This window comes from Actinoplanes teichomyceticus ATCC 31121, assembly GCF_003711105.1.
GTDB classification, from domain to species: domain Bacteria; phylum Actinomycetota; class Actinomycetes; order Mycobacteriales; family Micromonosporaceae; genus Actinoplanes; species Actinoplanes teichomyceticus.
In genome coordinates this window covers 7,282,100-7,308,559 of record NZ_CP023865.1, presented here as the reverse complement: position 1 = coordinate 7,308,559, position 26,460 = coordinate 7,282,100, and the positions used below count along the sequence as shown (strand labels likewise).

Here is a 26,460-nt window from a genome sequence, read left to right as displayed (position 1 = left end):
CGGCCGGGGGCGGCGATTAGACTTTCACCCGATCGGTTCGCAGCGTCAAAGGGAGACAGCGTGGCCAACCAGCTTCACGTCGAGGTCGTCGCCGTCGAGCAGAAGATCTGGGCCGGTGAGGCCGAGATGCTCGTCGCGCGAACCACCGAGGGTGAGATCGGTGTGCTGCCCGGCCACTCGCCGCTCCTCGGCCTGCTCAAGGAGCCGTCCCAGGTCCGGGTCAAGCTCGCCGGCGGTGAGCAGCTGACCTATGACGTCGCCGGGGGCTTCCTCTCCATCGACGCGAACGGCGTCACCGTGCTCGCCGAGAGCGCGACCCCCGCGACGCCCGAGCAGCACTGACACCGGCGATGCGGGTTCTGGAAATCATCGGAATCTGCCTCGTCGCGCTGCTCGCGCTTCTCTTCGCCATCTTCTTCCGCCGCCGCCTGCTCATGCTCGGCGGCGGCACCATCCGGCTGCAGGTCCGCACCAACACGATGGTGCCGGGCCGCGGCTGGTCACCCGGGCTCGGCCAGTTCGTCGGCGACGAGCTCCGCTTCCACAAGATGTTCAGCCTGGCCTTCCGCCCCAAACGGGTGCTCGACCGGCGGGTCCTGACGATCGCCGAGCGCCGCCTGCCGACCGGCCCCGAGCGGCTCACCATGCCCGGTCACTGGGTGGTGCTGCGCTGTGCCATGGGCGGCACCGAGGTCGAGATCGCCATGGCCGAGACCACGGTCACCGGATTCCTGTCCTGGCTGGAGGCCGGGCCGCCTCGCGACCCGGGCAGTGTGCCCGGCCGATCCATCTTCGGCGGGCCGCACCCGCTCGAGAGCTGAACCCGGTGGCCGGCCCGGACGCGGGCCGCCGCACCACCGGTTCCCGATTGGCCGTGGCGGCCGGCCCCGGGCGGCCCTAGCGTCGCAGCCATGCGGATCCGAATCGTCGACGCCTTCACCGACCGACCCTTCGCCGGCAACCCGGCCGGCGTGCTCCTCCTCGACGGCGACGCCTTCCCCGCCGACGACTGGATGCAGCGGGTGGCCGCCGAGGTCAACCTCTCCGAGACCGCGTTCCTGCACCGCTCGCCCGAGGCCGGCGCCGACTGGGCGCTGCGCTGGTTCACCCCGGCCGCCGAGGTCGCGCTCTGCGGGCACGCCACCCTCGCCACCACGCACGTGCTGCGCCAGGCCGGCCTGATCGACGGGCCGGTCCGGTTCACCACCACCAGCGGCATCCTGACCGCCACGGTCGCCGCGGACGGCCTGATCACGCTGGACTTCCCGGTCGCCCCACTCAGCCCGATCGACGTCGACCCGGCCCTCGCCACCGCGCTCGGCGCCGAGCTGCTGAGCTGCCGCTGGACCGGGCCGAACACCGACGACGTGCTGGCCGAGGTGGCCGACGAGAAGACCGTACGCGCGCTGACACCGGACCTCGGCGCCCTGGCCCGCCTCACCCGGCGCGGCGTCATCGTGACCGCCCTCGCCGAGGACCCGGCGTCCGGATACGACTTCGTCTCCCGCTTCTTCGGCCCGGCCGTAGGGGTGAACGAGGACCCGGTCACCGGCAGCGCGCACACCGCGCTCACGCCGTACTGGAGCGAGCGCCTGGGCCGCACCACGCTCACCGGCTATCAGGCCTCGTCCCGGGGCGGCCTGGTCCTTCTCACCCTGCGCGGCGACCGGGTCGACCTCTCCGGGCACGCGGTGACCACCATCGACGGCGAGTTGCGGGTGGCGCTTCCGGCCTCGTGACCGCGGGCGCGGGGCCGGGCGGCGGCGCCGGGGCGAGGGTTGTTCCGGTCAGCGGGAGCCGCCGGGGACCCACTTCACGTCGCCGTCCGGGTTCGCCACCCGGGACAGGATGAACAGCAGGTCGGAGAGCCGGTTGAGGTACTTGGCCGGGAGCACCGGCGTACGCTCGGGGTCGGCCTCGATCAGCGCCCACGCCGAACGTTCCGCCCGCCGCGCCACGGTCCGGGCCACGTGCAGCAGCGCCGCCCCGGGGGTGCCACCCGGCAGGATGAAGCTGTCCAGGGCGGCGAGACGCTCGTTGAACTCGTCGCACCAGCCCTCCAGCCGCGTCACGTACTCCTCGGTGATCCGCAGCGGCGGGTACGGCGGGTCCTCCGCCAGCGGGTTGCCGAGGTCCGCCCCCAGGTCGAAGAGGTCGTTCTGCACCCGGCTCAGCACCTCACGTACGTCGTCGGGAAGCGCGCCGAGCGCGAGCGCGACGCCCAGCGCCGCGTTGCACTCGTCCGCGTCGGCGTAGGCCGCGATCCGCGGATCGGTCTTCGCCGCCACCTCGTTGTTGACCAGCCGGGTCTGACCGGCGTCGCCGGTACGGGTGTAGATGCGGGTGAGATGCACAGTCATGCGCCCACCCTACGGAGTTCGGCTGGGTCACGGACCATACGATGGCCCGCGTGGATGTGATCAGGGTGAAGGGCGGCGCACCGCTCACCGGTGACGTCACGGTCGGTGGCGCGAAGAACTCGGCGCTCAAGCTGATGGCGGTCGCCCTGCTCGGCGAGGGGCGCAGCGTGGTCTCCAACGTGCCCCGGATCACCGACATCGCGATCATGGCGGAGGTGCTCCGCCGGCTCGGCTGCGACGTGACGCTGAGCGGCACCGAGGCGGCGATCGACGTGCCGCTGGAGCCGGGCGCGGAGGCCGACTACGACCTGGTGCGCCGGCTGCGCGCGTCGATCTGCGTGCTGGGCCCGCTGCTGGCCCGCCGCGGCTACGTCCGGGTGGCCCTGCCGGGCGGCGACATGATCGGTTCCCGCGGCCTGGACATGCACGTGTCCGGCCTGGCCCGGATGGGCGCGGAGATCTCCAACGAGCACGGGTTCGTGATCGCCTCGGCTCCGGCCGGGCTGCGCGGCACCAAGATCTGGCTGGACTTCCCGAGCGTGGGCGCGACCGAGAACCTGCTGATGGCGGCGGTGCTGGCGAAGGGCGTCACGGAGATCGACAACGCCGCCCGGGAACCGGAGATCGTGGACATCTGCGAGATGCTCGTCGCGATGGGCGCCCGGATCACCGGGGCGGGCACGTCGACGCTGGTCATCGAGGGCGTGGACGGGCCGCTCCAACCGGTGCGGCACACCACGATCGGTGACCGGATCGTCGGCGGGACCTGGGCGTACGGCGCGGCGATGACCCGTGGTGACGTGACCGTGCACGGGGTGCGGCCGGAGTTCCTGGACATCGCGCTGGACAAGCTGGTGGCGGCCGGAGCGACCGTCGAGCCCGGGGACAACCGGTTCCGGGTACGGATGACCGAGCGGCCCCGGCACGTCGACATCGTCACGCTGCCGTACCCGGGTTTCGCCACCGACCTGCTGCCGATGGCGATCGGGCTGGCGTCGGTGGCCGAGGGCTCGTCGCTGATCACCGAGAACATCTTCGACGGGCGCTTCATGTTCGTGAACGAGATGGTACGGCTGGGAGCGGACATCCGTACCGACGGGCACCACGCGGTGGTCAACGGCCGGGAGCGGCTCTCCGGCGCGCCGGTGCGGGCCACCGACATCCGGGCCGGTGCGGGCCTGGTCATCGCCGGGCTGTGTGCGGACGGGGTGACCGAGGTGGGCGAGGTGCACCACATCGACCGCGGCTACCCGGACTTCGTCGCCGACCTGTCCCGGCTCGGTGTCGAGGTGGAGCGCACCGACGTGCCGGAGCCGACCTTCGACTTCTGAGCAGGCCGGGTGCCGCGCCTGCCAGGTCCCTCGGCGGGCCGGGGTGCCGCGACTGCCTGCTTCTGGCCAGGTCGGGGTGCTGCGGCTGGCCGCCTTCCGGGCGGGTCGGTCGGCCCGCTTTCCGGGCGGGTCGGTCGGCGTGCCTTCTGGCCGGGCCGGTCGGCCTGCGTTCCGGGCGGGCCGGTCAGCGGAACGGTGAGTCGCCGACCAGGCGCCGCGCCTGCTCCACCTGCTCGGCGAAGACCAGGACGGACACCCGGCCGTCGCGCCGGATCGCCCGGGTGGCGCGGATGCCCGCCTCGGACAGCAGCCGCCGGATCTCGTCGGCGACCTCGGGCCCGCCGGTGACCGCGGCCGGCCGGAGCAGGCCGTAGTCATCCTGCTCCGCGCGCTCTCCGAAGATCGCCAAACCGTCCGCGTAGCCGTCCCGCGGCGGCTCGGAGTCCAGGGGGCCGGTGGGTTGCAGGCCCATGCGCCAGAACACGGCGCCGAGAAAGCCGACCAGACCGACGGCGATCAGCGGTCCGATGAGGTACCAGCCGTCGCTCGTGGCCATGGGCACAGTCTGACACCGCGGATCGCTGATTGCCGGCGATTCGACCCGATCGGGCAGGCGTCCTTAGTTTCCGTTAAGTAACCCCGCTAGACTCCCAGATGCCTCTAGCGAAGGAGTGGAGCATGGCGGGTCGTCTCGCGGTCATCGGTTCCGGATTGATGGGTTCCGGCATCGCCCAGGTCTCGGCGCAGGCAGGCTGGCAGGTCACCATGCGGGACGTCGACGACGCCTCGCTCAAGCGCGGCCTCGGCGCGATCAGTGACTCGCTGTCCCGCTTCGCGGCCAAGGGCAAGATCGCCGAGGAGGAGGTCGAGGCCACCCTCGGCCGGATCACCCCGACCACCGACATGGACGCGGTCGCCGAGGCCGACATCGTGGTCGAGGCGATCTTCGAGAAGGTCGAGGCCAAGCACGACGTCTTCCGGCAGCTGGACAAGATCTGCAAGGCCGGCGCGGTGCTGGGCACGAACACCTCGGCCATCCCGATCACCCAGATCGCCGCTGTCACCTCCCGGCCGGAGTCGGTGGTCGGCATCCACTTCTTCTCCCCGGTCCCGATGATGAAGCTCGTCGAGCTGGTCCGCGGCTACCAGACCGCCGACCGGACCATGTCCGCCGCCCGCGACTTCGCCGAGGGTGTCGGCAAGACCTGCGTCGAGGTCAAGCGCGACGTGGCCGGTTTCGTCTCCAACCGCCTGTTCTCCGCGCTGCTGGTCGAGGCCATCAAGCTGGTCGAGTCGGGCGTCGTCTCCGCCGCCGACCTGGACACGGTCATGAAGCTCGGCTTCGGTCACGCCATGGGGCCGCTCGCCACCGTCGACCTGACCGGCCTGGACGTGATGCTGAACGCGGCCGGCAACATTTACCGCGACACCCAGGACGAGAAGTTCTTCCCGCCGGAGCTCCTCCAGCGCATGGTCACCGCGGGCGACCTGGGCCGCAAGACCGGCAAGGGCTTCTACAGCTACTGAGCCCCCTCGACCCCGGACGAAAAGCCGCCGATCCGGTACGCCCGGAAAAGCCCCATAACCGGTGCTGGGGTTGTTTCGGTGGCGGAATAACCATCCTGGGCACCAGCTCAGCGGCGTCGGCTGGTGCTGGTGGCTGTTTCGGGTGGGGACGGCTCCGCGCCGGCACCCGCCGCGCCGGGCGGCGGGGCCGCGCGGCGCCCGGTCAGCGCGTGCCGGCGAAGGAGAGCGAGAGCAGCGTCGCCGCCACCATGCCGCCGAGCAGCGTCAGCCCGATGCCGCCGATGTCCAGGCGGGCGTGGAGCCGGCGGTGCGCCAGCACCGCCGCGACCGGGACGCCCGCCGACGGGGCGAGCACGAAGGCGAGCCAGCCCAGGCCGCGGATCACCGCGCCGCCCCAGAGCGCCTGATGGCCGAAAGTGACCAGGCCGGCGGCGACCAGGCCGGCCAGCGCCGAGATGGCCGCGCCGATCAGCGGGAGCAGGGGCAGCAACCAGCGCGGCAGCGGACGCCGGGCGCCGGGCCGGTAGCGCTCGTCGATGCGGTCGGCGGCGCGGGCCAGCAGCACGCGCGGTGACTGGCGGCCGTGCCCGGGGCTGTCGAGGTCGTCGGAGGGCCGCCGCTGCAGGGCGACCCGGGGGAGGGCTTCCACCGGGGCGGGTTCGGGCACCTCGCCGAGCGCCCGGACCCGCAGGCCGCCGGCCCGGCGCAGCTGGTCCCACAGCCGGGCCGCCTCCCGGTCGACGTCCAGCACCTGGGCCGCGGCGGCGCCCGCCCAGCGGTCCGCGGCGAGCGCGTCGTTCTCGGCACGGGCCAGTTCGCCGGCGGCCCGGGCCGCGCTGTCCTGGTACGCCTGTTCCGCCTCGTCGAGTTCGGCGTCGCGCCGCCGGTTCACCTCGGCGAGGGCGCTCACCATCAGCTGGTAGTCGCGGCTGGGCGGCTGCCGGTCACGTGTGGTCACTGTTCACCTCGTACGGGATGATCACTTCCGGGGTGCGGTGCACCGAGCGGTCGAAGAACAGCGCCCGGCGGGTCCGCGGGTACCACACCGGGCCGCCGGGTTGCGGGTGCAGCGGGGTCAGATCGGCCCCGGGCACGTCGAGCGCCACCCAGGCGCCGATCGAGTCGAAGCGGGCGCCGATCCCGCCCAGGGTGTCCCGCAGCCGGGGCACCGAACGCCACCAGCCGAGCACGTGCACGCGCTGTTCCGGGCCGTCGGCGAGCAGGGTTCGCAGACCCGGCCGCGCGGCGGCGTCCAGGGCGTACCCGAGCACGTAGTGCGGAATGTCGCGGGCCGGCAGGTCGAAGTGGACGTCGGTGGCGTCGTACCAGTCGGCCGAGGGCAGCTCGGCGAACAGCCGCGCGGCGGAGTGCGACGCGCCCGGCTCCAGGCAGATCACGCTGAAGTGGGCCGGGCCCTGGGCGGCCAGGCTGAGCGCGGCGGCGGCCAGCACGTCACACGCCTCTTCGGTACGGGTGCCGAGCACCGCCAGGTTGCGCCCGGGCATCCGCCCGAGCCGGAACCGGGCCGGCTGGGCGGCCACGTCGATGCGCTCGCCGAGCACGGCTCCGGGTGACGAGCCGACCGGGGTGTTCGCATCGGGCACCCGCCCGGCGGGCCGTAGCGCGGCCGGCAGCCGGGGCACCGCGTCGCCGTCGAACAGCCTCGGTTCCTCGCAGCCGGTCGGCCGCATCCGCCACAGCCGGCGCTGCAACGCGCGCCACCCGGTCCGGTCGCCGGCGTCCGGCAGCCGGACGATCCGGTTCGCCCCGGACATCCCGGACTCGGTGTTGACCACCGCGTGATAGCGCGGGATGACCGCGGCCGCCAGGTTGTCGTCGGCCAGGACCCGGCGTGCCTTGGGCAGCGCGATCCGCAGGGTGAACGGGGCGATCAGCCCGGGACGTCCGCACAGGGCCTGGATCCCGGCCGCGTCCTCGGAGGCGAGCACCAGGTGGATGCCCTGGGACCGGCCCCGCCGGGCGAGGTCCTCGACCAGGTCGGCCGCCTCGTCGGCGACCGCGTCCCGGCCGGACAGCAGCACCGGGAACTCGTCGATGACCGCGACGATCCGGGGCCAGTGCCCGGTCGGGTCCTCGGCGCGCAGCTCGGCCAGCCTGCCGGCATCGCAGCGTTTCGCCGCCTGCGCGCGGGTGCGCAGCTCCTCGCCCAGGTGCCGGAGCATGGCCAGGCCGAACTCACGGTCGCCGTTGACGTTGATCCCGGCCAGCCGTACCTGGGGAAGCCAGCTCGGGTCGCGGGGGCCGGCGGCGTACCGGGCGAACGACACCCCCTCCTTGAAGTCGAGCAGGTAGAGGGCCAGCTCCTCGGGGCCGTACCGGGTGGCCAGCGAACCCAGCCAGGTGTGGATCAGGTTGGTCTTGCCGGAGCCGGACGGGCCGCCGATCAGCGCGTGCGGTGGGTCGTCGCCGAGCGGCACCTCGACCAGCGTGCCGTCGGTGCTGTCACCGATCGGGGCGAGCAGGCCGTGCAGCGAGGACTCGGTCCAGTACTTGGCCGGCTCCAGGTCGGCCAGCCGGGCGGGGCCCGCGCCGGACCGCATCCGTTCCGCGGTGCTGCGGCCGAACGCCGCGATCCGTTCCGGCGGTGGCGGCGGGTCCAGCCGGATCTCCAGGCGACCGAGCGAGTCGCAGGTGGCGGTCTGGTCGCGCACCACGATCCGTTCCACCGTCGGGTCGTCGTCCAGCTCCAGGCCGCGGACCACCAGGTGTACCCCGCAGGCCACCCCGGTACGGACGATCCGGCCCAGTTGCGCCCGCTGCGACGCGGTCATCTCGACCGTGGTGGCCCGGTCGGCGAGCAGCACCACGAGACGCCACGGCTCCGGTCGCGGGCCGGGCCGGGCGGCGACCAGGTCGGCCAGCGTCGGGTACTGCCCGCCGAGCGACTCGTGCACCCGCAGGATGTGCTCGGCCAGCTCGTCGAGCAGCGATCCGAGCCCGCCCGGCCCGACGAAGGTGGGGTTGAGCGGCGCGAACGGGGCGAGTGTGCCGCCCAGGTTCTCCGGGTCGTACACGGTCAGCTGCACGTCGCCGGGCCGGGTGCTGCCCAGCGCGCGCAGCAGCACCCCGGCGATCAGGTCGTCGACCGCCGGGGACGGACCGGACACGTGCAGGTGCGCCGCGTCGAGCAGCGGGATCAGGGCGGGCAGCGCGGTGGTGTCCTCGAACGTGATCGCGCCGATCCGCAGCAGGCCGGGCCGGCTGCCCCGCTCCGGTTCACTGGGCGACCACAGCCGCCACGGCGCGCCCGCCGCGCCGGTGGCGCTGGAGGTGGCCAGTCCGCGCAGGTGCCCGGCGAGCCGGGTGGTCTCGCCGCGGTAGCGCCGCTGGATGTCGTCGCGGGCGGCTTCGCGGGCGGCGGCGAGCTGGGTCAGGCAGGTGGCGTACGCGTCGCGGACCAGCCGCCGCCGGTGCTGCGCCTCGCCCCGTGCCGACTCCGCGGCGGCCAGCACCGCACGGGCGGACCCGCGGGCCTCGGCCAGCTCCTGCCGGACCGCGGCGACCAGCGCGTTGCGGTGACTACCCACGCGTACCCCCGGAATCCATGTGGGGGGATTTTAGCGATTTTCCACCACTACGACGGATTAGTCATTGCGTGTCGTGATCTATCGCTGGAAAGGGAGCTGTCCTGGGCGAGCGCCTCCCAGAGCCCGCCGGCGACCAGCATCGCCGCCTCCCGGTGCCACTGCCGCATGGTGTCGCGCGGCACGTTCCGGCGGAACCAGTCGACGGCCATCCGCGCCTCCCGGCTCAGCCCGTCCAGCCGCTGCCGCCGCGAGTACGGGTTCAGCCCGAGCACCCCGCAGAACTGCAGCGTGTTGTAGTACCGCCAGTCGTCGGCGGTGCTGAACGGACCCGGCGGCCGCAGTCCCGACACCTGCTCGCGCAGCACCGCCCGCAGCTCCCGGGCGCGGGCCCGGGGCTGGTCGTCGCCCCGTCCGGCGATCCGCCGGGCGACCATCGGCAGATCGGTCAGCGGGCTGCGCGCCAGGCGGTTCAGGTCGTTGAAGTCGGCCAGCGCCCGGCGGGTCAACCGCAGGAACTCCGGCTCGCCGAGGTCGCTGAGCCGCCGCTGCTCCCGCCGGCGCAGCAGGGCGTCGGCGTTGCTGAACAGCGTCGCCCGCTCCTGGCGCAGCCGGACGTCGCCGCCCAGCGCGACCCGGTCCAGCAGCCGGCTCAGCCGCCCGGCCAGCCCGGCCACCACCGAGGCCGCCGCCACCGGCACGAACTGCAGGACGGTGACCAGCTCGTCGCCGGGCACGGCGTACATGGTCAGCATCGCCGGGAGGTCGATCAGGACCAGCGCCAGGACCGCGGCCGCCAGCGAGCGCCGCAGGTCCGGGCGGAGCCGCTCGCCGTCGGCCACCGCGTGCGCCACCGCCATCAGGTAGCCGAAGACCAGCAGGTCCAGGCCGGCCGCGGCGAGCGCCGGACCGGGGCCGCCGGCGTCCAGCGGGACGAGCAGCACGGTCAGACTCGCCGCGTACAGGGCAGCCATCACGGTCAGCGCGGCCGGTAGCCGGGGCAGCACCTGGTCCCGCTGGCGCCACAGCAGGATCAGCGCGCCGGCCAGCGGAGTCAGCCCGACCAGTTTCCCGGCGCCGGGCAGCGCGATCACCATCACCTGGAACATCACGCCGAGCACCAGCGCGCCCACGTCGATCGGCCGCCGTTCCGGCGGCGCCAGCGGCAGCAGCGCGACCAGGCTGCCGGCCCAGGCCAGGGCCGGCAGGCAGATCAGCACCTGGGCGGTCCGCCCACCCGGCGCGACGGTCCAGGCGACCAGACCGGCGCCGTACGACGTGAGCGCCGCACCCGCCCAGCGCAGCGCCGGCCGCGCGGGATCACGGCCGACCAGATAGCCGGCGAGCCACCAGCTGAGGGCGAAGGCGGGTACGGCGATCAGGGGCACCCGCAGAGTCAATCAAACAGGCGACCGGTCCCGGCGCCGGCGAGCCGTTCCGCGCGGCGGCGCCGGCGCCGCTGGAACACCCAGACCGTCCCCCACACCAGCAGCCCCAGTCCGATCAGGACCAGCACGGGCAGCACGATCGCCAGCACCGACAGCAGCACGCTGCCGATGTCCTCGGCGGTGCTGGCCACCGGGGCGCCGACACCGGCCGTGGTGACGTTGACCACCGGGCGGGAGGCGGCCTTCACCCCGTGCACGCAGAGCGCGATCAGCACGCCCGCGGCGATCGGCACCCACTGGTGCGAGCCGAAGAACGCGCCCGGGTCCGAGACGGTCACCGTCTCGGCGGAGGAGCCGGCGCCGAACGCCAGCCCGCCGGCGGTGGGGCGCACCACGGTCTGCACCACGTCGTTGACGTGGTCGACCACCGGCACCTTGTCGGCGACGACCTCGATGCCGAGCAGGATCGCCAGGATCAGGATCGTCCAGCCGTTGGTCAGCCAGGACCAGCCGCCCGGCAGGTCGATGGCATCGGTGTACCGGCCCAGCAGAGCCATGGTCAGCAGGGGGATGTAGGCATTCAGGCCGGCGGATGCGGCCAGACCGGTGCCGGTCAATGCTTCGAACACGGTGCCAGCATGGCACCGGCACGCGAGTGTCGCTTCCCGGACCGTGGCGATAGTGTCGTCCGGTGCGTCTGGTCATCGCGAAGTGTTCCGTGGATTACGTCGGGCGGCTCTCCGCCCACCTCCCGTCAGCGACGCGGCTGCTCATGGTCAAGGCCGACGGATCGGTGTCGATCCACGCCGACGACCGTGCCTACAAGCCGCTGAACTGGATGAGCCCGCCCTGCAAGCTCAAGGAGGCGGACGGCGTCTGGAAGGTGGTGAACAAGGCCGGCGAGGAGCTGCGGATCACCCTGGAGGAGATCTTCCAGGACCATTCGTACGACCTGGGCGTGGACCCGGGCCTGGTTAAGGACGGGGTCGAGGCGCACCTGCAGGAACTGCTCGCCGAGCACCCGGAGACGTTCGGCGCGGGGTTCACCCTGGTCCGCCGCGAGTTCATGACCGCGATCGGCCCGGTCGACCTGCTCTGCAAGGACGCCACGGGCGGCTCCGTCGCCGTCGAGGTCAAGCGCCGCGGTGAGATCGACGGGGTGGAGCAGCTGACCCGGTACCTGGAGCTGATGAACCGGGACCCGCTGCTCGCCCCGGTCCAGGGCATCTTCGCGGCCCAGGAGATCAAGCCGCAGGCCCGGGTCCTGGCCACCGACCGGGGGATCCGCTGCGTCGTGGTGGACTACGACAAGCTGCGCGGCATGGAGCGCGACGAGCTCACCCTGTTCTGACCGCCCGCCGGGTCAGCGCGACGACAGCTCCACCCGGCCCGGGTCGGTCGTGCCGGCCAGGTAGGCCCGGGCGCCCAGCACCGCCAGCGCGAGCTGGAACACCACCAGCGTCCAGGTCAGCGGCGTGCCCTGGGCCATCGCCAGCACCGTGGGCACGCCCAGGATCAGCGCGTCCGGCCCGGCGGTGGCGTACACCAGCGGCCCGGTGGAGACGGTGCCCATCGGGGTGTCCAGCGGCAGCAGGTCGTTGCGGACGAACCCGGAACGGGCCCGGCGGACGGCCGCCACCCCGCCGACGATCCCGGCCGGGACGCCGAGCAGCCACCACGGCCCGGCCGGGAGGCGCCCGCCGAGCTGCATCAGCAGCCACGCGATCAGCGACCAGCCGGTGGCCAGGGCGGTGGGCACCCAGAGGCGCTGCAGCACGGCCTGCCGGGAGTTGAGACCGAGCAGGCGCAGCAGGACCGGGTTGCCGGCGTCGGTGTTCACCGTGGCGGTCGTGGTGCCGCCGGCGATCATCGCGCCGAGCAGCAGGGCCACCGCGCTGACGGCCGGTGGGGCGCCAGTGAGCAGCAGCGGGACCGGGGTGGCGGCGAGCAGCCAGAGCAGCCGGGGCAGGCGGCGGCGGGCCAGGAGCAGATCCTGGCCGGTGAGCACCGGCAGGCGGGCCGGTGGGCGGGCCGAGGACAGCCGGCGGCGCGACCAGTAGTGGCGCGCCACCATGTCGGTGAGGAACGACGGCTCGACGCCGAACGCGCTGTCGAAGAGGGTTCCGGTGACCTTCGCGGCGGCCACGACGCGGTCGTCCGGGGTGCCGGCCAGACGGCGTACGGCCAGGGCGAACCCGGCCGCGACGGCGACCGCGAGGCAGACGGCGACGGTGACCAGCACCGGCCGCGGCGGCCAGCCCGCCGCGGCGGGCCGGTCGGCGGCCCCGGCCGTGTCGGCGACCAGCAGCGCGAGCCCGGCCACGATCAGCAACGTGGCCGCCCGATCGGTGGCCGTGGCCCAGGAGGCGACCCGCTGGGCCACCACGGCGACCAGCAGCAGGCCCACGCCGAGCAGCGCGCCACCGGCGATCAGCGGTGCGGCCGGCCGGTGCCCGGCGGCGTGCCCGGCCAGGGCGGTGCTGAGCAGCGCGGCGGTCCCGGCCGCCACGACCGCGGCCAGGCGCAGCGACGGCAGCAGCAGGCGGCGCCGGCTGACCGGCGCGGTGAGCAGGAAGTACGCGGCGGGCCGCCCGAGCGTGACCGGCCCGGTCGCGCGCATGGCCCGCAGCAGCAGACCGGCGCCGAGCAGGGCCAGCCCGAGCGCCGGCCGGCGGCCCAGGTCGACGGCGGCCGGCCAGAAGATCGCGGCGAGCCGCTCGTGCGTCATCGCGCCGAGCACGGCCAGCAGCAGCGCGGCGAAGTACAGGTTGCCGAGGGTGGCGCCGCGCTCGCGGTGCGCCGACTGGCGGTGGTGGATCCAGCGGCGGACCGGCCGCAGCGCGACGGGGGCGGTCACCGGACCAGGGACGCCATCGTGGTCAGCGCCGCGCCGGAGGCCTCCGCGAAGCGCTCGTCGTGGCTGGCCATCAGCAGCGAACCGCCGGTCGCCAGGTACTCGGCGAGCATCCCGGCGACCGCGGCCCGGCCGTCGGAGTCCAGCCGCTGCTCCGGCTCGTCGAGGATCAGCAGCGTGCTCGGCCGCAGCAGGACCAGGGCCAGGGTGAGCCGCTGCTTCTGCCCGGAGGAGAGCGACGGCGGGATGGCGTCGGCGTGCCCGCTGAGCCCGAACCGCTCCAGCGCCTCGTCGACGCCGGCGTCGTCCGGGTCCTGCCCGTGCGCCCGGCAGACCAGCTCGGCGTGCTCCCGGGTGGTCAGGCCCGGGTACCAGGTGGGCGGCTCCACGGTGGTGGCCACGGCGGCCCAGAAGCCGGGGCTGCCCCCGGGGGCGGCCCCGAGGACCCGGATCCGGCCGCCGTCCGGGCGCTGCAGCCCGCTGACGCAGCGCAGCAGGGTGGACTTGCCGATGCCGTTCTCGCCGGTCACGCAGACGCCCGTGCCGGCCGGCACGGTGAGCGCCACCCCGGCCAGCACCGGCATCGAGCCGTAGCTCACCGTGAGATCGCTTACCTCAACCGCGGGGTGGTCGGCCACCCGGACAGCCTACGGTTTGCGGCCGTAGAGCAGGCGCAGGGCCTTGACGATCTGCTGGACCTGGGCCGGGGTGCGCTCGAAGGTCATCGCCGGCAGCAGCGACCGGGCGCGGCGTACGGTGATCGCCTTGGGCCGGGCGAACTCGCGCAGCCCGTCCTCGCCGTGGATGCGGCCGAAACCGGAGTCGCCGACCCCGCCGAACGGCAGGTTGCCCATCCCGACGAAGGTCAGCGTGCCGTTCACCGCGACCATGCCGGAGCGCAGCCGGCGGGCGATCCGGATGGCGTTCTTCCGGCCGAACACCGAGCCGCCCAGGCCGTACCGGGAGTCGTTGGCCCTGCGCACCGCCTCGTCGGCGTCTCGCACCCGGGTGACGGTCAGCGTCGGCCCGAACGTCTCCTCGCGCATCTCCGACGAGTCCTCCGGCACGTCGACCAGCACGGTCGGCGCGACGTACGGCGCCTGCACCGCCCCGGCCCCGCCGAGCACCGCCCGGCCGCCCCGGGCCAGCGCGTCGTCGATGTGGTCGCGGATGACGTCGAGCTGCCTCGGCATGGTGATCGGGCCGATCTCCGTGCCGGTGCGCAACTTCCCGGCCTTCTCCACGACCGCCTCGACGAACCGGTCGTAGACCGGGGCGACCGCGTACACCCGCTCGATGCCGATGCAGGTCTGCCCGGCGTTGGTCATCGCGCCCCAGACCGCGGCCTCGGCCGCCGCACGCACGTCCGCGTCCTCGTCCACGATCAGCGCGTCCTTGCCGCCCGCCTCGATCACCACCGGCACGAGGTTCTCCGCGCAGGCGGCCATCACCTTCTTGCCGGTGGCGGTCGAGCCGGTGAAGGCGACCTTGTCCACCCCGGCCCGGCACAGCGCGGCGCCGACGTCGCCCAGTCCGTGCACCGCCTGCAGCACCGGGTGCTCCGGGACGATCTCGGCGAACGAGTCGGCCAGCCACTGACCGACCACCGGGGTGTACTCGCTCGGTTTGAAGACGACCGCGTTGCCGGCGGCCAGCGCGCCGGAGATCGAGCCGATCGGCGTGACGATCGGGTAGTTCCACGGGCCGATCACGCCGACCACGCCGAACGGCTGGTACTCCAGGTGGCCGGAGTGTTCGGCGAGCAGCAGCCGGGTGCGGACCCGGCGCGGGCCGAGCACGCGCTTGGCGTTGCTCGCCGCCCAGTCCAGGTGCTCGACGGCGGCGGTGATCTCGACGATCCCGTCGTCGACCGGCTTGCCGCTCTCCCGCCGGGTGAGCTCGGCCAGCTCCTGGACCCGCTCCACCAGCAGGGTGCGCCAGCGCAGCAGCCGGGTCCGGCGGCCCTCCCAGCCGATGCTCTGCCACCAGGCGGCGGCGGTCCCGGCCCGCTCGACGGCGGCCGCGACCGCTTTCTCGTCGGCGGCGGGCACCCGGCCCGCCTCCGCGCCGGTGGCCGGATTCGTGGAGATCAGCTGGCCGTCCTCGATCACGGGCAGGCCGGGAACGTGAGTCGCCGTCATGTGCGGAGTCTAGGCCCGAAGTTACCGGGCGGTCACGAGTGCGACGGACGTGAATCCGTACGCTTGACCGGTGAGTCCCCGCCGCAATCACCCCCGCCGCCGCACCTCCGGTCAACCGGATCGCCCCCTGCTCGCCGGTGAGGGGGTGCGCCGCGGCATCGAGGGCGTCCAGCAGTGGACGGACGGCGAGTGGATGGTCCGCTCGATCTTCGGCGGGGCGGCGGTGAAGACGTACCGGTGCCCGGGCTGCGTGCAGGAGATCCGGCCCGGTGTGGCGCACGTGGTGGCCTGGCCGATCGACGGCCGGGGCGACGAGAGCGACCGCCGGCACTGGCACACCGGCTGCTGGAAGGCCCGTGACCGGCGCGGCCCGGGCGTCGAGCGGTCACGCAACGCGCCACGCTATGGGTGAACCGCCGGTACGCCCCCGACAAGGAATCGAAGGTTTCATGACGAGCAACCAGATCCGTGCCAACGCGATCCTGCCCGCCCACCGGGAGGACATCGAGCTGCACACCGCGGACGGCGTCACCCTGGTCGGCGAGCTGGCCCGGCCGCTGGACCGTGAGCCGGTGGCCACCCTGGTCTGCCTGCACCCGCTGCCCACGCACGGCGGGATGATGGACAGCCACGTCTACCGCAAGGCGGCCTGGCGGCTGCCGGCCCTGGCCGGTCTCGCCGTGCTGCGCTTCAACACCCGCGGGACGGCCAGCGTGCGCGGCACGAGCGGGGGCGCCTTCTCCGGTGGCGTCGACGAGCGCTACGACGTGGCCGCCGCCATCGAGTACGCGGAGTTCGCCGACCTGCCGGAGATCTGGCTGCTCGGCTGGTCGTTCGGCACCGACCTCACCCTGATGTACGGCCTGGACCCGGCGGTCCGCGGGGCGGTCCTGCTCTCCCCGCCGCTGCGCTTCTCCCGCCCCGAGCACCTGGCCGCCTGGGCCGCCGACGGCAAACCGGTGACCGCGCTGATCCCGGAGTTCGACGACTACCTGCGCCCGGCCGAGGCGGCCCAGCGGTTCGCCGCGATCCCGCAGGCCGAGGTGGTGCCGGTGGCCGGCGCCAAGCACCTGTGGGTGGGCGACGCGGAGACGGTGCTGGACGAGGTGGTGCGGCGGGTCGCGCCGGGCGTCGCCACGCCGCTGCCGCGCACCTGGGACGGCCCGATGGAGATGGGCGACATGAACGCCTACGCCGACCGCACCGTCGCCGCGTTCGCCGACGTCCAGGTGCCGGGGCCGCAGGGCTAGACCCTTCCCCGGGTACGCCACCCGGCCGCCCGGTCGGTGGGCCGTACCCGGGGAGTGCTGATCGGGAACGGTCAGCGCTGGTCCATGCTGGGCACCAGCACCTCCCGCGTGATCAGCTGGACGGCGGCGACCATCGGGATGGCGACCAGCGCGCCCACCACGCCGAACAGCGCCACGCCGAGCAGCGCGGCCACCACCGCGGCGACGTCGCTGACCTTCACCGAGCGGCGCATCACGTTCGGATAGATCAGGTAGTTCTCCACCTGCTGGTAGACGATGAAGAAGACGATGCAGACGACACCGTCGGTGACCGAGGACGCCAGCCCCACCAGGCTGACGATCACGGCGCCGATGGTGGCGCCGATCTGCGGGATCAGGTCGCAGACCGCGACCACCACGGCCAGCGCGAACGGGTACGGCAGGTCCAGCAGCAGGGCCAGCACGAAGGTGCTCAGCCCGGCCAGGATGGCGATCGCCAGCGCGCCCACCATGTAGGCGCCCACCTTGGTCAGGATCTCGTCGGCCAGCAGCCGCACCCGGTCCCGGCGGGAGGCCGGCACCAGGGAGTACCCGGCCTCCTTGATCCGGTCGAAGGACGCCATGAAGTAGATGGTCAGCACCAGCACGGTCAGGACGTTGAAGATCGTCCCGAAGATCAGCTTGGCGCCGCCGACCACGCCGCCGAGCGCGTTGCCGATGGTGCCCGCGTTGACCGCGCTCTGCACCTTGTTCACGATGTCGTAGCGCTGCACCAGCTCGTTGACCGTCTCGCTGCGGCGCAGGTTCTCGATCGTCCCGGGCGCGTTGTTGATCAGCTCGGTGGTCTGTGTCACCAGCGGCGGGATCAGCGCGACGATGCCGCCGGCCAGCAACGCCACCACGGTCAGCGAGACGATCGCCACCGCCGGGCCGCGGGGCAGGCCCCAGCGGCGCAGGCGGACCACCGCCGGGTTGAGCCCGATCGCCAGGAACAGCGCGATGGAGATCAGCACGAGGATGGAGGCGGCATTGCGGACGCCGAGGAAGAGCGCGTACGCCGCGATCACGCCCAGCCCGGACAGGAAGCCGAACAGGAACGGGCTGCGCCGGTTCAGCGGCCGCCCCGGCGCGCCGAACCGGCCCTTGCCGGCCTCCGGGCCGTCGTCCGGCCCGGAGGCGTCGGCCGGCTCCACCCGTTGCCCGGGCACGGCCGGTTCGGCGTGCGGTGAAGCCGGCGGCTCGGTTGACATGCGTGACCTCCACAGCGGACGGGAGCGTCCGGAGGCTATCGCCGCCGCGCAACAGCCGCCAGCCGGTTACTCCGCGTCGGCGGACACCCGGCTCGCCTGCGGAACGGTCACCTTGGCGGAGGCGGTCACCTTGGCGGGCTGGGCGGGTTTGTCCGCGGCGTGCGCGCCGACCGGGGCGCCGGTCTTCTTCTCCGCCGGGTGCGTGCCGGCCTGGGCGGTGGATTTCTCCGCGGCGTGCCCGTCGGGATTCTCCGCGGCGTGCGTGGCCGCCTTCTCCGTCGTGGCGGGGCCCCCGTCGCGGTCGTCCGGCTCCGGCTCCGGCTCCTCGGGGGAGGCGGCGGCCGCCAGCACCGCGGCGGCGGCCAGCTCGGCCACCCGCTTCGCCTCCTGCTGCACCTGGCGGCGGACGTCGGCGGCGTGCCGCTCGGCGGCCTCGCCGGCCCGCTTCGCCTCGCTGACCCGCTCCAGCTCCGCCGCCAGCCGCTCGGTGGCCTCGGCCAGCCGGCGCTCGACCCGCTCGGCCTCCTTCTCCGCCGCCAGCGCCTGCTCCTGGGCGGTGGCCAGGCGCTGTTCCGCCTCGGTCACCTTGGCCTGTGCGGCCTCCAGGTCCCGGCCCGCCTGGACGATCTTCTCCTGCTGGGCGGCGAGCTCCTTGCGGGTCGCGGTGGCCTGCTCGTCCGAGCGGCGGAGCACCTCCTCGGCGTACTTGTCGGCCTCGCTGCGCAGGTCGGCGCACTGCTTCTCGACGCCCGCGCGCATCTGGCCGAGCTCCTCGGTGACCGCGTGCCGGCGCAGCGACAGCTCCTGCTCCACCGCGGCGGCGCGGTCGGCGTGCTCCCGGTCCGCCTCGGCCCGGCGGGTGGCGATCTCCTGCTCGGTCTTCTCCCGCAGCGCCGTGAGCTCCTGCTCGGCCTGCGTCCGGGTGGCCTTGACGTAGCCGTCCACCTCGGCGCGGGCGCGCTGCGCCTCCTGGGCCGCCTTGTCCGCGATGTGCTGCGCCTCGGCCCGGGCCCGGGCCAGCAGCGCCTCGCTGTCGGCGCGGATCTGCTCGGCGGTCCGCCGGGCGTCGGCGACCGCCTTGTCCGCGGCGGCCCGCCGGGCGGCGTCCGCCTTCTCCTCCTCGGCCCGGCGGGCGGCCAGGGCGATCTCGAAGTCCCGGATGCCGTCGTGGGCGTGCGCCTCGGCCTCCGCCCGGATGCGTTCCGCCTCGGCGAGCCGCCCGGCGATGTCGTCGGTGGCCGACGCCTTGATCGCCTCGGCCTGCTCCTCGGCGAGGGCCAGGATCTGCTCGACCCGGGGGCCGAGGTGCCGGAACGAGACCTCGCCGGCGATACCGGTGTTGCGCCGGGCCTGAGTGATCTCCTGCTGCAACCGCTCGATCTGCGCGGCCATCGCCTGTATCTGCGAATACGCCTGTTCCCGCTCGGCAGCCAGCGCGGCGATCTCGTTCTCGGCGCGGGCGACGTACCGCTCGACCTGCTTGCGCTCATAACCACGCAGCGCGGTTTCGAAGCTGGGCTCGGTCGCCGAGTCTCCGCCAAGGCCGAAGATTTCACCGCCGTGCGACATGCTCTCCATCCTCACATACGCGTGGTCCAGCGGCGCGACGATACACACCGGGCTAGGCAGGACCATGCGGGTAGTTGCGATATGTCCGACCGGGCACCGTATGGAACCCAGGCTACGCGCCAAAACGATTCAGGCCGTGCCGGAGAAACTCCGGTACGGCCTGAATCACAAGAAGCCACCGGCCCGGTCCACCGTCGCGTACCCCGGAAGGGTCCGCAACCGGAGCGACCGGGACGCCGGTCAGGACTTGGGCTGAGCGGTGACCGGCTCGTCGCCGGCCGCGGCATCCTGGGGCTCGGCGGGCTCCGCCGGCTCGGCCGCCGCGGGCTGCGCGACCGGCTCGGCCGGTTTCGCCGCGGCCGGCGCGCCGCCGACCCCGGGCACCAGGCCGGACAGGCCGGACAGCATCTGACCCAGCTGGGCGGTGACCGCGTCCTTCTGGCGGGTGAGGTCCTCCACCTCGCGGCGGGCTGCCTGGGTGGTCAGCTCGGCCTCCGTACGCGCCTCGCTGAGCAGCCGGTTCGCCTCGGAGCGGGCCTCGGCGACGGTCTTGTCGGCGAGCGCGCGGGCCTTCTCCACCGCCTCGGCGGCGCTGCGCTCGGACTCGATCCGGCGGGTCTCGGCGCGCTGCTCGATCTCCTTGGCGCGGTCCTCGGCGGCCCGGGCCCGCTCCTCGGCCTCGCTCACCATCTTCTGCGTGGCGGCGACCTGGGCGGCGTGCCGCTGGGACTCCTCGGCCTCGGCCTTCTCCCGGCGCTCCGCGATCTCCAGCGCCAGGGCCTGCAAATCCTTGTCGCGCTTGTCGCGGGCGTCGGTGAGCATCTTGGTGGCCTCGGCGCGCTTCTCCTCGGCCTCCCGGGCCGCCTTCGCGCGGGCCTGGGTGATCTCCCGCTCGGCGGTGGCGCGCAGCGAGGCGACCTCCCGCTCGACGGTCGACTTCAGTTCGGCGACCTCGTGCGCGGTCACCGTACGCAACTGCTTGGTCTCGCGGTCGGCGTCCGAGCGCAGCGTGTCGGCCTCGCGCCGGGCCTGCACCCGGGTCTCCGCGGCCTCGCGCTCGGCGTGCGTGCGGACCTGGCCGGCCTCACGCTCGGCGGTCGCCTTCATCGCGGCGGCCTCGGCCCGCGCCTTGTCGGTGATCTCGCGGGCCTCCAGCCGGGCCGCGGAGAGGATGCCCTCGCTCTCCCGCTTCGCCTCGCTCCGGTGGTCGTTCGCCTGTTCCTCGGCGAGCCGCAGGATCTGCTCCACCCGGGTGCCCAGCCCGGAGAGCGTCGGACGGTTGTTCTCCTCCAGCAGTTTGTTGCTGTCGGCGAGTTTCTGCTCCAGCACGTTCAGCCGCTGCTCCGCCTGGCGGAGCCGCCGCTGGGCGTCGTTCATGCGCTGCTCGGCCTCACCGCGGGCCTGCTCGGACTGGTTCAGCGCGGCGAGCAACCGGCCGATGTGTCCGTCGACCTGGTGACGGTCGTAACCACGCAGGACGACGGTGAAATCGTGCTGCGTATTCGCGGTCTCGAAGAAGGCCAGGTTCTGATCCTGCTGCTGGGGCATTGCGCCATCCTGGCGAGAAGGGAGCGGACATGCAAGGGCGGTACGACTGTGGAAACCCAATGTAGATCAGCTTTGACCTGGACCGCAGCCGGGTGGCAGGCCGTTCGGGGGACGCCCGTCACTCCTCGGACGTTCCGCTTCCGTCCCGGCGCTACCTGCTGACTCGCCCGCTTCGCGTGATCGCCGTCCGGCCGGTGGGCCGGCGGCTCGCTCAATGGGACCGATCCTGCCAGCCGGCCGCGCTCGCGTCAGGGTGATTCACCCGGCCGGCGTACCCTCCGGGCCCGGCTCGACCAGCTCGACCAGCACCCCGCCGGCGTCCTTGGGGTGGACGAAGTTGATCCGGGAGCCGGCCGTGCCGCGCCGCGGGGCGTCGTAGAGCAGCCGCATGCCGCGGGCCCGCATCGCGTCGGCGGCGGCCTCGACGTCGGCCACCGTGTAGGCCAGCTGCTGCAGGCCCGGGCCGCTGCGGTCGAGGAACCTGGCGATCGCCGAGTCCGGCCGGGCCGGGGCGAGCAGCTGGATCCGCGGTCCGGCGCCGTCGCCGACCGCGAGCATCGCCTCCCGTACCCCCTGTTCGTCGTTGGTCTCTTGATGCACACAGCGCAAGCCGAGATTTTCCTCGTAGAACCGGATAGCCTCGTCCAAATCCGCTACAGCGATGCCCACATGGTCGATCCGGAGCAATTCGACGCCGGAGAATGTGACATTCTCGCGATGGGTGGCACTCGATGTGTGGTCCGTCATGCCGCTAGTCTCTGACCTGAAGGATCGTTAAGGCCGCCCGGGTGCGGGTGTCCAGCCGGTGCCGACCCGCCAGCCGGCGCCGAGTCGCCAGCCGGTATCGCGCACCCAACCGTCGCAGATCGGACATGACCGTGACCAGCTCCGTGATCGTGAGCGGCGCCCGTACCCCGATGGGGCGTCTGCTCGGCAACCTCAGGCACCTGCCCGCCACCGCCCTCGGCGGGCACGCGATCGCCGCCGCCCTGACCCGTGGCGGCGTCGCCCCCGACCAGGTGCAGTACGTCATCATGGGCCAGGTGCTGCAGGCCGGGTGCGGGCAGATCCCGGCCCGCCAGGCCGCCGTCGCGGCCGGCATCCCGATGACCGTCCCGGCGCTCACCGTCAACAAGGTGTGCCTCTCCGGACTGGACGCGATCGCGCTGGCCGACCAGCTGATCCGCGCCGGCGAGTACGAGATCGTGGTGGCCGGCGGCATGGAGTCGATGACCAACGCCCCGCATCTGATCAATCAGCGACAGGGCACCAAGTTCGGTGACGTGGCCCTGCGCGACCACATGGCGCTGGACGGGCTGACCGACCCGTGGGCCGGCATCTCGATGGGCGAGTCCACCGAGACCAGCGGCGCGCGGCTGGACATCAGCCGCGCCGAGCAGGACGAGTTCGCCGCGCTCAGCCACCGGCGGGCCGCCGCCGCGCAGCGCGAGGGCCGGTTCGCCGAGGAGATCGCCCCGCTGCCGTCCGGCGACCGCAAGGCCGAGGGCCTCATCGACACCGACGAGGGGGTACGGCCCGGCACCACCGCCGAGACGCTGGCGAAGCTGCGCCCGGCGTTCGCGCCGGACGGGACGATCACCGCGGCCAGCTCCTCGCCGATCTCCGACGGCGCCGCCGCGGTCGTGGTGATGAGCCGGGCCAAGGCCGAGGAGCTCGGCCTGAGCTGGATCGCCGAGATCGTCGCGCACGGCAACGTGGCCGGCCCGGACAGCTCGCTGCAGTCCCAGCCGTCCAACGCCATCCGGCACGCGCTGGAGAAGGCCCGGATGACCGTGGACGACCTGGACCTGATCGAGATCAACGAGGCCTTCGCCCAGGTGGTCATCCAGTCGATGCGCGAGTTGAAGGTCGGCGAGGAGAAGGTGAACGTGAACGGCGGGGCGATTGCTCTCGGACACCCGATCGGGATGTCCGGTGCTCGGCTGGTGCTCACCCTGGCGCTGGAGCTCAAGCGGCGCGGCGGGGGCACCGGCGCGGCGGGCCTGTGCGGCGGCGGCGGCCAGGGCGATGCCCTGATCATCACAGTGCCGGCATGAGCCGACTCCGCGACGTGCCGTCCCTGGTCGCCAAGGCCCGGGACGGAGACCCGCGGTCGGTGGCCCGGCTGATCAGCCTGGTGGAGAACGGCGACCCGGCGCTGCCCGAGGTCGCCGCCGCGATGGCGCCCTACGCCGGCCGGGCCCAGGTGGTCGGTCTCACCGGCGCGCCCGGCGTGGGCAAGTCGACCACCACGAACGAGCTGGTCCGCGCGCTGCGGCTGGCCGGGCGCCGGGTCGGGGTGCTGGCCGTGGACCCGTCCAGCCCGTTCACCGGCGGCGCGATCCTCGGCGACCGGGTGCGGATGCAGGAGCACACCGCGGACCGCGGGGTGTACATCCGCTCGATGTCCAGTCGCGGTCAGCTGGGCGGGCTCTCCGCGGCCACCCCGCAGGCCGTCCGGGTGCTGGAGGGCGCCGGCTGCGACGTGGTGCTGGTGGAGACCGTCGGGGTGGGCCAGGCCGAGGTGGAGATCGCCTCGCTGGCCGACACCACGCTGGTGCTGCTGGCTCCGGGCATGGGCGACGCGATCCAGGCGGTCAAGGCCGGGGTGCTGGAGATCGCCGACGTCTTCGTGATCAACAAGGCGGACCGGCCGGGCGCGGACAACACCTACCGCGACATCCAGGGCATGCTGGCGCTCGGCGAGCGCTCCGCCGACCAGTGGCGTCCGCAGGTGGTGCGCGCGGCCGCGGTCAAGGGCGAGGGCGTGGAGGACGTGGTCGCCGCGATCGAGAAGCACCGCGCGTGGATGGCCGGCAGCGGCGAGCTGCGGGCCCGCCGGGAACGGCGCGCCGCCGCGGAGATCTCCGCGCTCGCGGTGGGCGCGCTGCGCGCCCGGATCGGCGACCTGCACGAGGGCACCGCCCTGCCCGGCCTCGCCGCCCGGGTCGTCGACGGCACGCTCGACCCGTACGCCGCGGCCGACGAGCTGCTGGCCGGTCTGGAAGTGGCCTGAGCCCGGGGGCGCCGGTCCGGGATCTGCACGATCGGGTGGGGCAGCCCCGGCAGCGTGGCGGGCGCTGCCGGCGGTGGGGCAGCCCCGACAGCGTGGCGGGCGCTGCCGGCGGGTGGGGCAGCCCCGGCAGCGTGGCGGGCGCTGCCGGGGCCCGGTGGGATGGATGGATCCCGAAGCCGACTCTCCCCGGTCCGGTTACTCCGCGGTAGTAGGGAAAACCCTTGTCCTGCCGCGCGTCGCGACCTTAGTAATCGTTCAGTTCTGCCATTAGTATGGGCGCATGGACGCAGCCGACATCGAGGCCGGGCGCGAGCGCTGGCAGCGCCGCTACGACGCCGCACGCAAGCGGGACGCCGACTTCACCACGCTCTCCGGCAATCCGGTGGAGCCGGTCTACGGGCCGCCGCCCGGCGTGGCGTACCCGGGTTTCGAGCGGATCGGCTGGCCCGGCGAGTTCCCGTTCACCCGAGGTCTGCACCCGACCGGCTACCGCGGCCGCACCTGGACCATCCGGCAGTTCGCCGGGTTCGGCAACGCGCGGCAGACCAACGAGCGGTACAAGATGATCCTGGCGGCCGGCGGCGGCGGACTCAGCGTGGCGTTCGACATGCCGACGCTGATGGGCCGGGACTCCGACGATCCGTTCTCGCTCGGCGAGGTCGGGCACTGCGGGGTGGCGATCGACTCGGCCGCCGACATGGATGTGCTGTTCCGCGACATCCCGCTGCAGGACGTCACGACCAGCATGACCATCTCCGGCCCGGCCGTGCCGGTCTTCTGCATGTACCTGGTGGCCGCCGAGCGGCAGGGCGCCGACCTGAGCCGGCTGGACGGGACCCTGCAGACCGACATCTTCAAGGAGTACATCGCGCAGAAGGAGTGGCTGTTCGCCCCCGAGCCGCACCTGCGCCTGATCGGCGACCTGATGGAGTACTGCGCCCGCGAGATCCCGCGGTACAAGCCGCTGTCGGTGAGCGGCTACCACATCCGCGAGGCCGGGGCGACCGCGGCGCAGGAGCTGGCGTACACACTGGCCGACGGCTTCGGGTACGTCGAGCTCGGCCTGTCCCGGGGGCTGGACGTCAACCGGTTCGCGCCCGGCCTGAGCTTCTTCTTCGACGCGCACATCGACTTCTTCGAGGAGATCGCCAAGTTCCGGGCGGCCCGCCGGATCTGGGCCCGGCACCTGCGCGAGGACTACGGCGCGACCAGTGAGAAGGCGCTCTGGCTGCGGTTCCACACGCAGACCGCCGGGGTCTCGCTCACCGCCCAGCAGCCGGTGAACAACGTGGTGCGCACCGCGGTGGAGGCGCTCGCCGCGGTCCTCGGCGGCACCAACTCGCTGCACACCAACGCCCTGGACGAGACGCTCGCGCTGCCCACCGACGAGTCCGCCGAGATCGCCCTGCGCACCCAGCAGGTGCTGATGGAGGAGACCGGGGTGGTCAATGTGGCCGATCCGCTCGGCGGTTCGTGGTATGTGGAGGCGCTCACCGACCGGATCGAGGCCGAGGCCGAGGCGATCTTCGAGCGGATCCGCGAGCTGGGCCACGACGGCACCCTCACCTCGGGCATCCTGCGCGGCATCGAGGACGGCTGGTTCACCTCGCACATCGCCGAGGCGGCGTTCGCCTACCAGCAGGCCCTGGAGAAGGGCGAGAAGCGGATCGTCGGGGTCAACGCGCACACCGGCACGGTCGCCAAGGAGCTGGAGATCCTGCGGGTGTCGCACGAGGTCGAGGTGGAGCAGCGCCGCCTGCTGGAGGAGCGGCGGGCCGGGCGCGACGAGACGCGCGTCAAGACCGCCCTGGAGGACCTGGTCGCCGTCGCGCGTACCGGGGCGAACATGATCCCGGCGATGCTGGAGGCGGCCCGCGCCGAGGCGACCCTGGGCGAGATCTGCGGGATGCTGAAGGCGGAGTGGGGCGTCTACCGGGAGCCGGCCCGGTTCTAGCGGCTGCCGCCCGCCGCGGCCGGATCCGTTTCCGGTCGTGTCCGGGCCGTGTTTTCGCTGGGGGTGCAGGCCGCGCGTCGGGTCCCGGTCGTGTCCGGGTCGTGTCCTCGCTGGGGGTGCAGGCCGCGCGTCGGGTCCCGGTCGTGTCCGGGCTGTGTCCTCGCTACGGGTGCAGGCCGCGCATCAGGATCTCCAGGTAGCGGTCGAGGGCGGTGCCGTCCTCGTCGTCGCCGCTGGTCACCGCGTACCGGATGCCGCAGGTGAGCCGGCGCAGGTCGTCCGGGGTGACATCGGCGCGGATCGCCCCCTCGGCGCGGGCCCGGGCCAGCACGCGCTGCGCCGCCGCCATCAGCTCCGCGAGGAGCCCACGCGTGTCCGCACACTCCACGTCGCCGGAGGCGAGCACGCCGGCCAGCGCCGGGTCGCTCAGCTGCCGGCGCAGCGTCGCCTTGATCAGGGCGGCCAGGCCGGCGCCGATGTCCGGGCTCGTCGCGGCGGCGCCGGCCTCGTACGCGAGCTCCCGGAGACTCTCCGTGGCGAGCGCCTCCAGCAGCGCCCGCCGGGTGGCGAAGTGCCGGTACATCGTGCCGACCCCCACGCCGGCGTCCTTGGCGATGGCGTTCATCGGCAGTTCCAGGTCGCCGGCGTCGACGCGGGCGCGGGCGGCGGCGAGCATCCGGGTGCGTACCCGAGCCGAATCTGCGCGGAGAGTCACTCTCAGAGGATAGTTCATCCGCTTCCGTGGTAC

The 26,460-nt window shown here is 73.5% G+C and carries 25 protein-coding genes; 11 read left to right on the top strand and 14 right to left on the bottom strand.

Going from position 1 to position 26,460, the window contains the following annotated elements:
- Window positions 1–60: 60 nt before the first annotated feature.
- From ACTEI_RS32020 to ACTEI_RS32010, 3 genes are all read left to right on the top strand, one after another.
- A complete protein-coding gene (locus ACTEI_RS32020; RefSeq protein ID WP_067685802.1) occupies window positions 61–342 on the top strand; it encodes a F0F1 ATP synthase subunit epsilon in 282 nt (93 codons plus the stop codon).
- Window positions 343–350: 8 nt separating this feature from the next.
- Entirely contained in the window at window positions 351–821 is a 471-nt protein-coding gene (locus tag ACTEI_RS32015) for a DUF2550 domain-containing protein (protein ID WP_122981056.1), read from the top strand.
- A gap of 90 nt (window positions 822–911) precedes the next feature.
- The gene (locus ACTEI_RS32010; RefSeq protein ID WP_122981055.1) at window positions 912–1,739 is read left to right on the top strand and encodes a PhzF family phenazine biosynthesis protein; all 828 of its coding nucleotides are present in this window, start codon (window positions 912–914) and stop codon (window positions 1,737–1,739) included.
- 48 nt (window positions 1,740–1,787) lie between these two features.
- Here ACTEI_RS32010 and ACTEI_RS32005 read toward each other — a convergent pair whose 3' ends face one another.
- Window positions 1,788–2,360: a cob(I)yrinic acid a,c-diamide adenosyltransferase gene (locus ACTEI_RS32005; protein ID WP_122981054.1), complete on the bottom strand. Its 573-nt coding sequence runs from the start codon at window positions 2,358–2,360 to the stop codon at window positions 1,788–1,790.
- A gap of 41 nt (window positions 2,361–2,401) precedes the next feature.
- On the opposite strand from ACTEI_RS32005, the gene murA reads away from it, so the two are divergent.
- Window positions 2,402–3,691, top strand: coding sequence for a UDP-N-acetylglucosamine 1-carboxyvinyltransferase (murA, locus tag ACTEI_RS32000; protein WP_122981053.1), 1,290 nt, complete (start codon window positions 2,402–2,404; stop codon window positions 3,689–3,691).
- Between the two features lie 184 nt (window positions 3,692–3,875).
- On the opposite strand, the gene ACTEI_RS31995 is transcribed toward murA, so the two are convergent.
- On the bottom strand, window positions 3,876–4,247 hold the full coding sequence (locus ACTEI_RS31995) for a hypothetical protein (RefSeq protein WP_122981052.1): 372 nt from the start codon (window positions 4,245–4,247) through the stop codon (window positions 3,876–3,878).
- A gap of 122 nt (window positions 4,248–4,369) precedes the next feature.
- On the opposite strand from ACTEI_RS31995, the gene ACTEI_RS31990 reads away from it, so the two are divergent.
- A complete protein-coding gene (locus ACTEI_RS31990) occupies window positions 4,370–5,218 on the top strand; it encodes a 3-hydroxyacyl-CoA dehydrogenase family protein (protein WP_122981051.1) in 849 nt (282 codons plus the stop codon).
- A gap of 202 nt (window positions 5,219–5,420) precedes the next feature.
- Here ACTEI_RS31990 and ACTEI_RS31985 read toward each other — a convergent pair whose 3' ends face one another.
- From ACTEI_RS31985 to ACTEI_RS31970, 4 genes are read right to left on the bottom strand one after another with little or no spacing between them, the layout of a single operon-like run.
- On the bottom strand, window positions 5,421–6,176 hold the full coding sequence (locus ACTEI_RS31985) for a hypothetical protein (RefSeq protein WP_122981050.1): 756 nt from the start codon (window positions 6,174–6,176) through the stop codon (window positions 5,421–5,423).
- Window positions 6,163–8,766, bottom strand: coding sequence for an FtsK/SpoIIIE domain-containing protein (locus ACTEI_RS31980; RefSeq protein ID WP_122981049.1), 2,604 nt, complete (start codon window positions 8,764–8,766; stop codon window positions 6,163–6,165). Before ACTEI_RS31980 ends, ACTEI_RS31985 begins: the two co-directional genes overlap by 14 nt.
- Window positions 8,767–8,813: 47 nt before the next feature.
- Window positions 8,814–10,151, bottom strand: a complete 1,338-nt coding sequence (locus tag ACTEI_RS31975; protein WP_244940655.1) for a hypothetical protein — start codon at window positions 10,149–10,151, stop codon at window positions 8,814–8,816.
- A gap of 8 nt (window positions 10,152–10,159) precedes the next feature.
- Window positions 10,160–10,780, bottom strand: a complete 621-nt coding sequence (locus tag ACTEI_RS31970; protein WP_122981047.1) for a DUF4126 domain-containing protein — start codon at window positions 10,778–10,780, stop codon at window positions 10,160–10,162.
- Between the two features lie 62 nt (window positions 10,781–10,842).
- On the opposite strand from ACTEI_RS31970, the gene nucS reads away from it, so the two are divergent.
- Window positions 10,843–11,502 (top strand): endonuclease NucS, encoded by a 660-nt coding sequence (nucS, locus tag ACTEI_RS31965; RefSeq protein ID WP_122981046.1) that lies wholly within the window; start codon window positions 10,843–10,845, stop codon window positions 11,500–11,502.
- A 12-nt stretch (window positions 11,503–11,514) separates the two neighbouring features.
- On the opposite strand, the gene ACTEI_RS31960 is transcribed toward nucS, so the two are convergent.
- The 3 genes from ACTEI_RS31960 to ACTEI_RS31950 all read right to left on the bottom strand — a co-directional run bounded on the left by ACTEI_RS31960 (window position 11,515) and on the right by ACTEI_RS31950 (window position 15,146).
- Window positions 11,515–13,008: a DUF6297 family protein gene (locus tag ACTEI_RS31960; protein ID WP_122981045.1), complete on the bottom strand. Its 1,494-nt coding sequence runs from the start codon at window positions 13,006–13,008 to the stop codon at window positions 11,515–11,517.
- On the bottom strand, window positions 13,005–13,589 hold the full coding sequence (locus tag ACTEI_RS31955) for an ABC transporter ATP-binding protein (RefSeq protein ID WP_122982533.1): 585 nt from the start codon (window positions 13,587–13,589) through the stop codon (window positions 13,005–13,007). Before ACTEI_RS31955 ends, ACTEI_RS31960 begins: the two co-directional genes overlap by 4 nt.
- A gap of 63 nt (window positions 13,590–13,652) precedes the next feature.
- Complete coding sequence (locus tag ACTEI_RS31950) at window positions 13,653–15,146, bottom strand: aldehyde dehydrogenase family protein (protein WP_122981044.1); 1,494 nt, start codon at window positions 15,144–15,146, stop codon at window positions 13,653–13,655.
- A 127-nt stretch (window positions 15,147–15,273) separates the two neighbouring features.
- Between ACTEI_RS31950 and ACTEI_RS31945 the strand changes: the two genes are divergently transcribed.
- Together ACTEI_RS31945 and ACTEI_RS31940 are read left to right on the top strand one after the other, a co-directional pair.
- Window positions 15,274–15,558: a hypothetical protein gene (locus tag ACTEI_RS31945; protein ID WP_239082127.1), complete on the top strand. Its 285-nt coding sequence runs from the start codon at window positions 15,274–15,276 to the stop codon at window positions 15,556–15,558.
- A gap of 37 nt (window positions 15,559–15,595) precedes the next feature.
- On the top strand, window positions 15,596–16,396 hold the full coding sequence (locus ACTEI_RS31940; protein ID WP_122981042.1) for an alpha/beta hydrolase: 801 nt from the start codon (window positions 15,596–15,598) through the stop codon (window positions 16,394–16,396).
- A 71-nt stretch (window positions 16,397–16,467) separates the two neighbouring features.
- Here the strand turns inward: ACTEI_RS31940 and ACTEI_RS31935 are convergent, their stop codons facing one another.
- The 4 genes from ACTEI_RS31935 to mce form a co-directional block, all read right to left on the bottom strand.
- Window positions 16,468–17,625, bottom strand: a complete 1,158-nt coding sequence (locus ACTEI_RS31935; protein ID WP_122981041.1) for an AI-2E family transporter — start codon at window positions 17,623–17,625, stop codon at window positions 16,468–16,470.
- 66 nt (window positions 17,626–17,691) lie between these two features.
- Entirely contained in the window at window positions 17,692–19,194 is a 1,503-nt protein-coding gene (locus ACTEI_RS31930; protein WP_122982532.1) for a Laminin subunit beta-1, read from the bottom strand.
- Window positions 19,195–19,434: 240 nt separating this feature from the next.
- The gene (locus ACTEI_RS31925) at window positions 19,435–20,742 is read right to left on the bottom strand and encodes a coiled-coil domain-containing protein (protein ID WP_122981040.1); all 1,308 of its coding nucleotides are present in this window, start codon (window positions 20,740–20,742) and stop codon (window positions 19,435–19,437) included.
- 258 nt (window positions 20,743–21,000) lie between these two features.
- Window positions 21,001–21,489, bottom strand: a complete 489-nt coding sequence (gene mce, locus ACTEI_RS31920) for a methylmalonyl-CoA epimerase (RefSeq protein WP_122981039.1) — start codon at window positions 21,487–21,489, stop codon at window positions 21,001–21,003.
- Between the two features lie 125 nt (window positions 21,490–21,614).
- Here mce and ACTEI_RS31915 point away from each other — a divergent pair, with 125 nt between their 5' ends.
- From ACTEI_RS31915 to icmA, 3 genes are all read left to right on the top strand, one after another.
- Complete coding sequence (locus ACTEI_RS31915) at window positions 21,615–22,799, top strand: acetyl-CoA C-acetyltransferase (RefSeq protein ID WP_122981038.1); 1,185 nt, start codon at window positions 21,615–21,617, stop codon at window positions 22,797–22,799.
- Entirely contained in the window at window positions 22,796–23,758 is a 963-nt protein-coding gene (meaB, locus tag ACTEI_RS31910; protein ID WP_122981037.1) for a methylmalonyl Co-A mutase-associated GTPase MeaB, read from the top strand. The genes ACTEI_RS31915 and meaB overlap by 4 nt, the downstream gene beginning before the upstream one ends.
- Window positions 23,759–24,038: 280 nt before the next feature.
- Window positions 24,039–25,712 carry a coenzyme B12-dependent isobutyryl-CoA mutase large subunit gene (icmA, locus tag ACTEI_RS31905; RefSeq protein WP_122981036.1) on the top strand — a complete coding sequence of 558 codons (1,674 nt, stop codon included), beginning with the start codon at window positions 24,039–24,041 and terminating at the stop codon, window positions 25,710–25,712.
- 163 nt (window positions 25,713–25,875) lie between these two features.
- Here icmA and ACTEI_RS31900 read toward each other — a convergent pair whose 3' ends face one another.
- The gene (locus ACTEI_RS31900; protein ID WP_203723543.1) at window positions 25,876–26,427 is read right to left on the bottom strand and encodes a TetR/AcrR family transcriptional regulator; all 552 of its coding nucleotides are present in this window, start codon (window positions 26,425–26,427) and stop codon (window positions 25,876–25,878) included.
- Between the last annotated feature and the right edge of the window lie 33 nt (window positions 26,428–26,460).